At 60.0% G+C, this 12,326-nt stretch carries 9 protein-coding genes; 5 read left to right on the top strand and 4 right to left on the bottom strand.

Going from position 1 to position 12,326, the window contains the following annotated elements:
* Nucleotides 1–998: 998 nt before the first annotated feature.
* Entirely contained in the window at nucleotides 999–1,910 is a 912-nt protein-coding gene (locus ABF821_RS11015) for a tyrosine-type recombinase/integrase (protein WP_182974254.1), read from the top strand.
* Nucleotides 1,911–1,928: 18 nt separating this feature from the next.
* Nucleotides 1,929–3,119 carry an IS91 family transposase gene (locus tag ABF821_RS11010; protein ID WP_182974253.1) on the top strand — a complete coding sequence of 397 codons (1,191 nt, stop codon included), beginning with the start codon at nucleotides 1,929–1,931 and terminating at the stop codon, nucleotides 3,117–3,119.
* Between the two features lie 419 nt (nucleotides 3,120–3,538).
* On the opposite strand, the gene ABF821_RS11005 is transcribed toward ABF821_RS11010, so the two are convergent.
* The 3 genes from ABF821_RS11005 to ABF821_RS10995 all read right to left on the bottom strand — a co-directional run bounded on the left by ABF821_RS11005 (nucleotide 3,539) and on the right by ABF821_RS10995 (nucleotide 6,724).
* A complete protein-coding gene (locus tag ABF821_RS11005) occupies nucleotides 3,539–4,792 on the bottom strand; it encodes an arsenic transporter (protein WP_182974252.1) in 1,254 nt (417 codons plus the stop codon).
* Entirely contained in the window at nucleotides 4,789–6,075 is a 1,287-nt protein-coding gene (locus ABF821_RS11000) for an MFS transporter (protein WP_182974251.1), read from the bottom strand. Before ABF821_RS11000 ends, ABF821_RS11005 begins: the two co-directional genes overlap by 4 nt.
* Before the next feature lie 241 nt (nucleotides 6,076–6,316).
* Complete coding sequence (locus ABF821_RS10995) at nucleotides 6,317–6,724, bottom strand: VOC family protein (RefSeq protein WP_012553554.1); 408 nt, start codon at nucleotides 6,722–6,724, stop codon at nucleotides 6,317–6,319.
* 390 nt (nucleotides 6,725–7,114) lie between these two features.
* Here ABF821_RS10995 and ABF821_RS10990 point away from each other — a divergent pair, with 390 nt between their 5' ends.
* Nucleotides 7,115–7,837: a hypothetical protein gene (locus ABF821_RS10990; protein ID WP_182974358.1), complete on the top strand. Its 723-nt coding sequence runs from the start codon at nucleotides 7,115–7,117 to the stop codon at nucleotides 7,835–7,837.
* Between the two features lie 103 nt (nucleotides 7,838–7,940).
* Here the strand turns inward: ABF821_RS10990 and ABF821_RS10985 are convergent, their stop codons facing one another.
* Nucleotides 7,941–9,992: a ParB/RepB/Spo0J family partition protein gene (locus ABF821_RS10985; protein ID WP_415530028.1), complete on the bottom strand. Its 2,052-nt coding sequence runs from the start codon at nucleotides 9,990–9,992 to the stop codon at nucleotides 7,941–7,943.
* Nucleotides 9,993–10,385: 393 nt separating this feature from the next.
* Here ABF821_RS10985 and ABF821_RS10980 point away from each other — a divergent pair, with 393 nt between their 5' ends.
* Both ABF821_RS10980 and ABF821_RS10975 read left to right on the top strand, forming a co-directional pair.
* A complete protein-coding gene (locus ABF821_RS10980) occupies nucleotides 10,386–10,580 on the top strand; it encodes a hypothetical protein (RefSeq protein ID WP_182974249.1) in 195 nt (64 codons plus the stop codon).
* A gap of 12 nt (nucleotides 10,581–10,592) precedes the next feature.
* Entirely contained in the window at nucleotides 10,593–12,317 is a 1,725-nt protein-coding gene (locus ABF821_RS10975; RefSeq protein WP_415530027.1) for a recombinase family protein, read from the top strand.
* Nucleotides 12,318–12,326: the final 9 nt, after the last annotated feature.

Here is a 12,326-nt window from a genome sequence, read left to right as displayed (position 1 = left end):
ATTAAGAAAAGCAACAAAGCTATTTCCGTTTTTTACTTTCATAAAATAGCTGATGCTGAGATAATCTGAGAGTGTGCTTCAGAAATCGACTTGATTGATTTTCCCCAGACCTCTGCGGATGTAAGCGATCACGAACCATGCCTCTAATGATGAGATAGTGGTCTCGACATTACAGGTTAGAGATTGGCCCACTGTCGTGGGGGTGCTAATCGCAGCGACTTTTTTGCAAGCAACAGTAACATAGGGTGTCGGCCCTGGCGATCTGGCCGAAACTACAGCACTATGGAACCGGTAGGGCGTCCAGTGTCTGCAAAGCGAGTTGATTGAGGCGGTCGGATTTACAGCGCTCCTCTTCCCACAGCGTCTGGCGATGAACGCGGGCGCTTTGTTTAACACGGATGTCATTGCCGTCGAGCGTCCAGCCCGTGTGGCACATCTGAGCAAAGACATAATCTTGCTCCAGATAGGAAAATCATTACGTCCGCGTTCATACCAGCATCGGGTCACGGCGGGTGCATATGACACTGCTAAAACGACCGAGACCATCGGTGCGTTGGATGGACTCAAGACACACGGATCCTTTTTAGGTGGCACGAGAGGCGGTCGAAGGCACGCCGCGTGCGACGCGATTGCATCTGCAAGGCGGCGTGATGTCTCCGGTAGTCCGGGGGATTGCCGTTCTGCTACGTGAAGCGGACCGGCACGAAACGACGGCAACGGTATAAGATGATGTCCGCTTTTCGCTGTTCGTCATTGAGCCGCTAATGTCCTAGAAGAGGCGAAACCGGTAAGTGCGCTTAGCGCGGGACAAGCAGACAGGCTGCTGACGCCTCATCTCGCTTACAGAAAGAGCTGTCCAAGTTTTCAGGATGAACGAACCCGCTGCGCGGGATTGGTGCGGTGTGCAGGTCTGTCACCACGGCGTGAGCGATCTGTTTTATTTGGAACTGTCCTGATCGGGCCAAGCACTCTGGCTTCTTCCCACCAGAAGGAGCCGGATGATGACAGAGTCCCTGTGCATTGCTGCAATCAGTCCCCTTCGCCAGCGCCTGCTTGATGACATGGCGGTGCGGCGGTTCTCCCGGGAGACGCAGCGTAATTACCTTCGCGATGTCGGCCGTTTCGCCACGTTTCTGGGCCGCTCACCCCACACGGCAACAGGCGAGGATGTGCGCCAGTTCCAGATTGCGCAGAACGCGGCTGGCATGCCGACACCGACCATGAATGCCATCGTGTCGGCGCTGCGGTTTTTCTTCACCCAGACGCTCGACCGCCCTGACCTTGCACGCAAGTTGGTCCGGGTAGCGCAGCCCCGCAACCTGCCCGTCGTGCTGAGCCGTGATGAAGTTGCCCGGTTGCTCAACGCGACCGTATGCCTCAAGCATCAGGCCGCCCTGTCGGTCGCCTATGGGGCAGGCCTGCGGGTGGCCGAGGTCGCCGCTCTCAAGATCAGTGATATCGACAGCGAGCGCATGCTGCTCAGGGTCGAACGGGGCAAAGGAGGACGATATCGCAACGCCATGCTTCCGGCAGACCTTCTGCCCCTGCTGCGGGAGTGGTGGAAGGCCGGACGCCAGCAGGGCGTGATGCATTCCGGTGGCTGGCTTTTTCCCGGGCAGGACACCATGAGGCCCATCAGCACACGGCAACTCCATCGTGTGGTTGTCGATGCCGCGCGGGCTGCTTCGATCACCAGACGTGTGGGGCCTCATACCCTGCGGCATAGCTTTGCCACACACCTGCTTGAGGATGGTGTCGATGTCCGCGTGATCCAGGTTCTGCTGGGTCATTCCCGTCTGGAGACCACGGCCCTTTATACAAAAGTTGCGACACGGACCGTGCGGGCCGTCATCAGTCCGCTCGACAGGCTGGGCATGCTGGCGACAACGCAGGCGAGGCCCGACGGCTGATCCCCCGGGGGGGCGGTCATGTCTGCCTCCCTCGAACTGGGGGACATCTTCCGGGCTGCCGGCCCTGCCTGGCGGTCAGCCCATGCCGGCCGTCTCCCCCTGCAGCAGCTCAAGGTCATGTCGGCGATCGAACACTGTCGCACCGCGGCCCTTGGTGGTCATGTCGCGGCCTGCGGGGACTGTGGACACTGGCGGATCGCCTATAACAGCTGCCGCAACCGTCATTGTCCGCGCTGTCAGGGGAACGCCGCGCGGACATGGCTGGCCGAACGGGAGGCCGATCTGCTGCCGGTCGGATATTTCCATGTCGTCTTCACCATGCCGGCGCGGATCGCCGACATCGCGCTCCAGAACAAGGCCGTTCTCTACGCCCTGCTGTTCCAGGCGGCCTCGGAGACGATGATGACGATCGCCGCCGATCCCCGGCATCTGGGTGCCCGCATCGGCATCACCGCCGTGCTGCACAGCTGGGGTTCGGCGCTGACCCATCATCCCCATGTGCACATGATCGTGCCGGGTGGCGGTCTCTCGCCCGATGGCCAGCGCTGGATCTCGTCACGCCCTGCCTTCCTGCTGCCCGTTCGCGTGCTGGGCAAACTGTTCCGCCGCCTGTTCCTGACCCGGCTGCGCGCACTTTTCGATACCGACCGGCTGGCCTTTCGGGGGCAGCTTGCCCCTCTAGCAGACCGCCGTGCCTTTATGCGGTATCTGGCCCCTGTGCGCAGCACGCGCTGGGTCGTCTACGCCAAACCGCCTTTTGCCGGTCCTAAAGCAGTGCTGGCCTACCTGTCGCGCTATACCCACCGTGTCGCCATCTCGAACCGCCGCCTCCTGGCGTTCAACGAAAACGGCGTGACGTTCCGCTACAAGGACTACCGGCGGGACACGGCCCACCAGCAGCAGGTCATGACACTCGCCACGGATGAGTTCATCCGCCGCTTCATGCTGCATGTCCTGCCACGGGGATTTCATCGCATCCGCCATTATGGCCTGCTGGCCAGTTCCAGTCGCAAGGCCAGCCTCGCCCGGGTGCGGGAACTGCTCAAGGTCATATCCACACCAGCGCCAGAAGTCCCGGAGGCCGAACCGGCCACGCCACCGCCGTGCCCATGCTGTGGTGGTTCGATGGTCGTCATCCAGATCCTTCCCCGATGGTGCCAGCCCCGAGGACCACCACGGGCGACTGATCCGGCCGGGGGATCACCATGACAGCCCGCAGAGATTACAGCATGACCGATCCCGATATCGGAGTGGCATCGCTCCGACAAACCGTATCTCCTGTACGCATCACTGGAAAACCCGGGAAAATCGCTGCCTACACTGCCAGTTCTGTCATTGCGTCATGCAGATCCGGTCACAAAAACCCGTTCCAGTTCCACAAACGCACCTGTATGCTCTGGCTCAGCCTCTCCCCCGGGACGGCGCCAATTGCAAATTCCCCATAACTGAGTCCCGGTGTCGCGGGTTCGGTCTTCCCAGACTTTCGTACGCCTCGCGGCGCCCGAAACCCTTCAGGAAAGCGGATGGTCCGCAACACTTCTCGTTATTCGCCGATGGTCGAGAGGGATTGCCAGATTATGCGATGTGCAACGCAGCCAGGGCGAGCAGCGACAGGATTACCGCGGCCGTCATCCGACCAACAGTCGCGCACCGAGTGCCGTGAAAAGCGCAACGGGCATAGCCACAGCACCAACCTTGAGAAATTGTAGAAACCCGACCTCTTCGCCTTCTCGACGGATCACCTGCAACCAGAGAATTGTGGCTAGAGATCCCGTCACGGAAAGGTTTGGGCCAAGATCCACGCCAATCAACAGGTTATCAATCACCAGTCGCGGGACATGAGTCTGCGCCACTGTCTCACTGGCAATTAATCCGGCAGGCAGGTTGTTCATGATGTTGGAGATAAAAGCCAGAAGAGCGCCAGCCCCCCAGGCAGCAGTGACAGGATCGCTTTTGGCGGCTTGCTGAAGCAGGCGGCCAAGCACTCCGACCGCTCCCGTACTTTCGACGGCAGCTACCAGAACAAACAGGCCACCGACCAGCGGGAGAACGCCCCATGAAATATCCCGTATGAGCGCAAGCGGCGATCGTCGTGCCAGCGCTGAGACGCCCAATGCTGTCCCAATACCGGCGAGCGCTGTTGGCAAGCCGAGAGACAGATCAAAAGCTGACACTGTGACAAGCAGAAGCGCAGTTAGCACGATGCCGACAAAAGCCGCCTTGCCGCCCAGTGTTAACGGAATGGTTTCAACCTGGGAGGCGCAGTCCTGACGCAGGTGTGACCGTTCCATGAGGCGCAAAACCAGATAGGTCGTCATGATCGCCAAGATCGACGGGAGCGCGAATGACCTCATCCATGATCCCAGCGCAGGGAGTGCGCCGTCATACAGAACCAGGTTCGCCGGATTGGAGACAGGCAGGACAAAGCTTGCCGCATTGGCGACGAGTGCGCAGGCAAACAACAGCGGAAGGGGATCAGCTTTTGCCTTTTTTGCTGCCGCGAACACGGCTGGTGTCAGCACAACAGCCGTCGCATCGTTGGACATGAACGTCGTCACCACGACACCGGCCAGATAAACCAGGCTGAACAGCTTTGCCGTTGAACCAGCGGCATGATTGACGGCCCAGGTCGCAATCCAGTCGAACAGTCCGTTTGCGCGCGCCGTTTCACTGAGCAGCATCATGCCGATAAGAAACAGATAAACATCGCCGCCTTTCACGAGACCGGCCCCCGCCATGGTGAGGGGGATCAGCCCTGTCACCATGAGGACCGTGGCTCCGATGACGGCCCACATCCATTCCGGGATCCGAAACGGTCGAAGAATAACACCGGCCGTCGCCAGAACAGCGATCGTCCAGATCGCCTCCTGGTGAGAGGTCATGCCGACACCTGATCGGCAGATCGCAGTATCGATGCCGAACCTATCCAGAGCCCCAGTGACACGATTGCAAAGCAGCCCAGAGTATAGAACGCCACGGTGTATCCCAGATCTTCCGCAAGCCATCCTCCCAGAGCCGGGGAGAGGCTTGCTCCAATGCCCTGCGCCGTCATAACAATGCCCTGTCCGATATTGATCCGTCCGGTTCCGTTCAGCAGTCTGGCCACCAGACCTGGCACGGCGACACTCTGAAGCCCCGCACCGATCCCATCGAGGATCTGCACCGGCCACACACCCCAATGCTGGATGAAGCTTCCCGCGATCAAACCACGCAGCGATAGGGCGGCAAACGATATCAGCAGGACGATCCAGTAACCACGGTCCCTGACGAAACGTATGGCCAGCAGGCTCACGACGATCATCACAGCCTGTGCGACCATCACGGTCATCGCCGTAAACATGGCTGGATTACCCTTGCCTGCACTAACGACCGCCATGCCGTACAGCGGGAGCATCGCGGCGTTTCCGAGATGGAAGAAACACAGACAACTCGCCAGAATGAGAAGAGGCTTGTGTCGCAGAAAGGATCGCAACCCCTCCGCCGTCCCCTCATCGTGAACGGGTTTATCGTCCAGTCCGCGTGCAGCTTTATGATCTATGGATTTTTCCGGGATCAGGAGGACCGCAGAAATGGCGAACAGACCGAAGGCGACTTCAAGAAAGAAAATTGCTGAGAGGCCAAACTGCCATCCCAGCCAGCCGGACAGTCCGGCCCCGGCCATATTGCCGGCGTGGTTCCAGGCCTGGTTACGGCCGATCTGTGTGTTGAAGCCTTTCTGGCGCACGATCCCGAGCGTTATAGCCGCCATCAGAGGGCCCATCCCGGCTCCGGCCAAAGCAGTTGCAAGTTGACTGACCGTCACAACGGGCACCGCTTGCGAGCTTAGAAGAAGAAGTGAAGCAGAAATCGTGCAGAGCGCTGCCACAATGACGAGCAACCGCTTTTTCGTCGTGTGATCAATCAGCGCGCCCGCGGGAATGGTGGCGAGCATTCCGGCAATGCCTCCCACGGTCATGACGGTTCCGATCGGCCCCGTCTGCCAGCCGTGACGCTGAAGAAAAACGCCGAGAAAGGGCCCTATCCCGGCCTGGACGTCCGCCATGAAGAAATTGAGAGCGCATAAGGCGAGCAAGGCCCGATTAAACCCTGGAATAGCGGGGGGTTCATGAGTAACGGCTACGGCGGTATGAGGCGAGGTCATCACGGTCTCTTCGTTCAGCAGCAAGCCTTAACTGCGTTCGAAAGAATAAGTTACAAAATTATTTTTCCTCTGCTTTTTGTTGAGTTTATTGGAATATTCATTGCCATTTGCCCCGTATAATAAAGTATTTTTAACACAAAAAGGATCAATCTATAAAAATATTTATCCGTTATTTAATATAATCGACAGGCATGCTAATATTTCCTTCATCCCGCATCCTAAATCAGAAAGGTCGTTCAGGTTGCTGAGCCTCTCGTGCCCAGCATTAACATGGGGCTCTCCGATATGCTTCTTCGGGGCGAACCGGCGTTAATGTCGTCACTTCGATAAAATAACCCCCTTTCGCTCGAAAATAGAAGCACCACGCCCCATGCGCGTTGCGTGGAGCCTGCACCTCCCAGCCATCGGCGCTTAGGCGCTCATAAAGAGCATCAACGTCCTTGCGAGACTTCTGGATGAAACCAATGTGCAGGATGTCGAATTGCCTGGGATAATCGAAGCCTTCGAGCTTGTTGTCGAAATGATTGACGATCAGCACCAGCCCATCATTGTCCTCCATGATGGCCATCTTGATCCCACGTACAACGAGAGTGCGCAGGCCGAAATACTGTTCGAACATCACGCGATCAGCCTCAGTATCTTGGCTGTAGAGATTGATATGGTTCAGCTTCATGACTGTGTCTTTCCGTCGGTGAGACGGACACGAGCCGGTCGCAATCTGGACAGCGACGACCGACCACGGACGAGGCCTATCCTCGTCGTGTCCGGCCATGGCCAAGAGCGGGTTTATTCGCTCAAGCGTGACTGTCTCCGGAGAGACCACAGGTTATCACCCTACCTGTATCGCTGTCTTTTTAGGCAAACACGACTTTGCTGATGCCAGCATCAGCGGTCAAGCGACATCTTCAGCTATGTCCGCTTACGAGACGTCCATTGGAAAACAAAAAATGACCGATATGAGAGGCGATAACCGACATTACAATGAAGGACGCGGGACGGAGATCGTCCCCGCGTGGCAGAGCCAGACTGGCAACTCGCACCGACCTGGTTCATTGTTTCCGTGATGAATCCGTTTCGTTCGCCCGACAACGACCTCCCCCTGTCGCATGCCCTCATCCTGAAGGCAGCGCTGCTGACGATCGGCTATATTGAGGAAAACGGCCCGATCGGCCTCACGCCCAGCAAAGCGCTCAAGCGCTATTTTGTCGCGTGGGCCGCCGAGGCATTTGACTGGCCCCACTATAGGGTCGAAGACCTCTACGCCGTCAACAAAGTCCTCAATGAACACGATTTCCCGCCACTGGTGATCCTGCACGAGGTCCTGCTCAGCGTGAAGCTCGCACGGCATTTCAAGGGCACCCTGCGGCTGACCGACCTGGCGAGAAAGCTCCAATCGGAGCCAGCCCGGCTCTGGATGCTGTTGACGACCCATCTCCTCTTTGTCGTTGTCCACAGCCCTTACACCCGGAGCGATGAACCACTGTTCGGCAACTGGGATATCTTTCTCAACGTCATCAATATCGAGGCCCAGGTTGCCGTCACCGAAGAGCGGTTATGTTCGGTTCTCTACGGGGGCGAGGAAGAGGATATCCGTCGCCGGGATTTCAAGCTGACCGCCAGTCTTTACGTCCATGTCCTGAGTCCGCTGTGCTGGGCAGGACTGCTCAACGAGCACCGAACAGGCACCGGCTTCAGCAGACGGGATTTCTATACCAAAACGCCCTTATGGGCGGCAGCCCTCAAACTCGAGACGGATCGACACCTGCTCCCGACGACCCGTCACTGACTCCAACCGGCCGCTAACGCGGGTGCGTCCGAAGACAGTCTCGTCCAATACAAAAGGCGGCTCCCGAAGACCGGAAGCCGCCCATGATACTCAACAATAGATCTCACTCGGCTGCGACCGCATCAGGACTGTCGGTCATGCGCGCCGCCCCTTCTTCCGTTTCAATTAGCTCCGGCGCATTCGCCGTCCGCAGAGCCTCGGGCAGCCAGCCGCTGCCCTCAAGCAGCCTTTCGGCCGCCTGTGCCATGTCGCCCTTCTTCATATGGGCGATGCGGTCGGCGGCCTCGTTACCCCGCGCCTCGCGCACGGCTTCGAGGATGCGCGCCTTGGTGACGCGGCCGAGATAGTTCTCCACAGTCGCCTGCCAGCCCGCTTCGGCCAGGTCGAGCGTGAGCGCAGTGGCGAGACGGTCGGCGCGGGCCAGCCGCTCCCTGATGCTACGCGCCAGAGACGGACCATGGGACGATTCATGCAGCGCGTTGATCCCGAAAGACAGGCAATGCGCCAGCAGCGCGATGCGACTGGCATCGTCCAGTCCGTCGAGCCACTGCCAGAGTGCGTCCTCGTCCTCCGGCAGATCGTGCTGCCAGCCCTCGTTGCGCTGGCGTAGCGCGTGGGCCGGCAGGCTGCCGGGCATGTCGGGGGAATGGACCCGCAGCGGGATCTCCCGGACATAGGCTTCCAGGCAGTCCACGCCCGAGACCTGCCAGTAGAGGTCGCGGACCAACGTGTGCAGCAGTTCCGTCAATGCGATATGCGGATTGGCAGCAAACGCATCGCGCAGAGCCAGCGTGCGCCAGGCCGTCAGTTCCGTCAGCAGGCGGTCGGACAACGGCTTCAGCCCGTCGTCGTCCTCGGGCTCATTGTCGGAGGCGCCTTCCCTCCCTTCGCCGTCGTCACCCGCGCTGTAATAGACGACCGCGTCATCATCACCTTCGGATGCATCGTGGTGGTCCTCGGGGTCCGCCAGCACGTCTTCCGGACGGACGAAGCCCCGCTCGACCAGCAGTGTGCCGTCGGTGTCCAGGCTGACGAAGACCCCTGCACGCGCTGTGTCCGCCGGATCGAAGGACACAAGGCGTTCTTCCAGCGCCTCAATGGCCTGTTCGATTTCCCCCAGCCGGGTATCGATGTCTTCGGGGAATTCATCGGCCTGCGCGTATTCCGCTTCGATGGTTTCCTGTTCGCTGTGCAGCGCAGTCAGCCGGGCGGCTTCTTCCTCCGAAATCGCAACAGGCGTGCCTTCGATCTCCGCGAAATCCCGTGTGTGGCCCCAGGGGAAGGATAGCGCCACCTCGACCCATTTCCAGCCCTCGGCACGGATATCCTCTGCGACTGACGCCAGTTTTTCCATGACCAACCGGTCGAGCAAGGTCGGATCCTGCAGCCAGCCGCCATCGTCGGCTTCGAACAGGTCACGCATGACGGGACCGCCGGCAGCAAGATAGGCATCCAGCCCGACGAAGCGCACGCGCCGATCCGATGCGCGCACGGTTTTTTCCGTCAGCATGCGGCGGATCAGATAGGGCTCGCGATTGTGGCTCTGGGCAATAATCTCCCAGACCTGTTCCTGACGGGCATGATCGTCGCTGATCGAAAAGGCCATGAGCTGGTCGAGCTTCATGCCATCCTGCTCATAGACATCGAGCAGCTTGTCCGAAACGGTCATCAGGCGCAGGCGCTGCTTCACCACGGCCGGCACGACGAAGAACGCGGCGGCGATTTCTTCCTCGGACATGCCCTTCTCCAGCATGTCGCGAAAGGCACGAAACTGGTCCAGCGGATGCAGCGCGACCCGCTGGACGTTCTCGGCCAGGGAATCATCCTCGGCGAGAATGGCCGAGCCGGCTTCGCGCACGACACAGGGCACCGGGGCCGTCTTCGCCAGCTTCTTCTGCTTCACCAGCAGTTCGAGCGCGCGGAAGCGCCGGCCGCCGGCCGGCACTTCGTAAGACCCGGTTTCTGCCCCCTCGCCGTTCAGGACGGGACGGACGTTCAGGCTCTGCAGCAACCCGCGACGTTCGATATCGCAGGCCAGTTCCTCAATCGACAGGCCGGCCTTCACACGCCGCACGTTGGACTGCGACAGCACCAGCTTGTTGAAAGGAATATCACGGGACGCATTGAGGGCGATTTTCTGGATGGCGCTCGCCATGGCGGAACACTCCGTGACGGACGGGCGGAAGCCTCTCTCCCACCCCTGAATCCGTCACCGAAAACCCCACGTCCCTCTTCCTCTCTCCCGGCCCCACCAGACGCCGGATCGCATCCACGGAACCGCGCAGAGACGGTTCTACAGAACACAGGTCCGTGCCAACCAACCCGCGAGTCGATACAAGCTGCGATACATTGCGACTATTATAGTCGCGTCCTCACCAATTTGTGACAGTGCCGACGGCGATAGCCGCGCGTGTTCGCGACTATCCCCAAGCCCTCTTCGGACGGCCCATCTCTTTGTTTGCGTGTATTTTTCTGTTCACACACGTCCCGTCCGACATCCAGAGTGCCGTCAGAGCCAACCAAAGGTCCATGCAGAAAGGACGGGAAGATGGCACGCCAACGCGATACGATAGCGGACAGGCTGCGGCTCGTTCTCGACGCCCCGGACGCCAACGTGACCCCATTGCGCAGTGGAGCCGATCCACGGCTGGTCAGTCTGGTCCGGCTTCTAGCCCGTCAGGCCGCACGGGATTTCGTCAACGCCGAAGTGGAGGCCGCGAGGCGACGCGATCTCCAGGATTAGGGAGATGGGATTGTGAAAGTCGCGCTCTACGCCCGCTATTCATCCGAAAACCAGCGTGATGCCTCAATCGAGGATCAGTTACGCCTCTGCCGGCTTCACGCGGAGAAACAGGGCTGGACGATCGTCGACAGCTACACCGACCGGGCGATTTCGGGTGCTTCCCTGCTCCGCCCAGGTATTCAGGAACTGATCCAGGACGCCACGCGCGGCCGCTTCACGATCGTACTGGCCGAAGCCATGGACCGGCTGTCGCGCGACCAGGAAGATATCGCCGGGCTGTTCAAGCGGATGACCTTCTCCGGCGTGCGGATCATCACCCTCTCTGAGGGCGATGTCACACACCTGCATATCGGGCTCAAGGGCACGATGAACGCCCTGTTCCTCAAGGATCTGGCCGAGAAGGTGCGCCGTGGACTGCGCGGACGCGTCGAGGACGGCAAGTCCGGCGGTGGCAATTCCTACGGCTACGATGTCGTGCGCCAGTTCGATGCGAAGGGTGAGCGCATTCGCGGCGACCGGACCATCAATGAGGACGAAGCCCGTACGGTCAGGCGGATCTTCACCGATTACACGCGCGGCAAGTCCTCGCGCACGATCGCCATGGAACTGAACCGGGACGGCGTTCCGGGTCCGCAGGGACGCGAATGGGGACCGTCCACCATTCACGGCAATCGGGAGCGCGGGACCGGCATCCTCAACAACGAGATGTATGTGGGCAAGCTGGTGTGGAACCGGCTCCGCTACCTCAAGGATCCCGATACCGGCAAGCGCGTCTCACGCCTCAATCCTGAATCCGAATGGGTGATCCAGGAGGTGCCGGAATTTCGGATCGTCGAGCAGGATCTGTGGGACGCCGTGAAGGCGCGCCAGGTCGAGACAACCTTCAACCAGCCGGAAAGGGGAAACGAAGCGCTCAGTGAGCGGCGGCGTCCCCGCCATCTCTTTGCCGGTCTGATCCGCTGCGGCTGCTGTGGCGGCGGCTACAGCATGATCTCGAAAGATCTGCTCGGCTGCTCGACGGCGCGCAACAAGGGCACCTGCGACAACCGCCTGAACATCCGTCGCGACGCGCTGGAAGCATCGGTCCTGAGCGGACTGCGGACGCACCTGATGGAACCTGACCTGTTCAAGGAGTTCTGCAACGAGTTCACCCGCGAGGTGAACCGACTGCGTATGGAACTGGGCGCCGACCTCGTGGCGATGCGAAATGAGCTGCCTCGTATTGATCGCGAACTGGACAAGGCAATCCAAGCCATCCTCGACGGCGTTCCGGGCGCGAAGCTCAAGGATAAGATCGGCGCGCTCGAGGCTCGCAAAATCGAACTTACAGAGCGTCTGGCCAACACGGAGGAGCCACCTCCCCTTCTCCATCCGAACATGGCGGAGATCTACCAGCAGCGGATCGCGTCTCTCTATGAAAGCCTTCAGGCCGAGGAGACGAAGACCGAGGCGGCCGAGCGCCTGCGTACGCTCGTCTCACAGATCACGCTCCAGCCCGCCGATGGCGAACTGGCGATCATCCTGCGCGGCGACCTGGCGGCGATCCTGCAGTTTGCGGCGCACAAGAAAAACGCCACGGTCCATCCGGACAGTGGCGTTCTTGATGCGTTCGTATCGCAAGTATCGTTGGTTGCGGGGAACCGCACACTACGATCCCGGCGAAATGTGGCGAATGGTCATTCGCAAGCGTCGTTGGTTGCGGGGGCAGGATTTGAACCTGCGGCCTTCAGGTTATGAGCCTGACGA

Origin of the sequence: Gluconacetobacter sp. (assembly GCF_047721585.1) — a bacterium.
GTDB lineage: Bacteria > Pseudomonadota > Alphaproteobacteria > Acetobacterales > Acetobacteraceae > Gluconacetobacter > Gluconacetobacter dulcium.
The sequence above is the reverse complement of the archived record's forward strand: the minus strand, read 5'-3'. Positions and strand labels throughout refer to the sequence as shown.

Coding starts and splice junctions, on each gene's coding strand:
- ABF821_RS10980 (WP_182974249.1), top strand. CDS start 10,386: ATGGCACGCCAACGCGATACGATAGCGGACAGGCTGCGGCTCGTTCTC.
- ABF821_RS10995 (WP_012553554.1), bottom strand. CDS start 6,724: ATGAAGCTGAACCATATCAATCTCTACAGCCAAGATACTGAGGCTGAT.
- ABF821_RS10985 (WP_415530028.1), bottom strand. CDS start 9,992: ATGGCGAGCGCCATCCAGAAAATCGCCCTCAATGCGTCCCGTGATATT.
- ABF821_RS10990 (WP_182974358.1), top strand. CDS start 7,115: ATGAATCCGTTTCGTTCGCCCGACAACGACCTCCCCCTGTCGCATGCC.
- ABF821_RS11015 (WP_182974254.1), top strand. CDS start 999: ATGATGACAGAGTCCCTGTGCATTGCTGCAATCAGTCCCCTTCGCCAG.
- ABF821_RS11005 (WP_182974252.1), bottom strand. CDS start 4,792: ATGACCTCTCACCAGGAGGCGATCTGGACGATCGCTGTTCTGGCGACG.
- ABF821_RS11010 (WP_182974253.1), top strand. CDS start 1,929: ATGTCTGCCTCCCTCGAACTGGGGGACATCTTCCGGGCTGCCGGCCCT.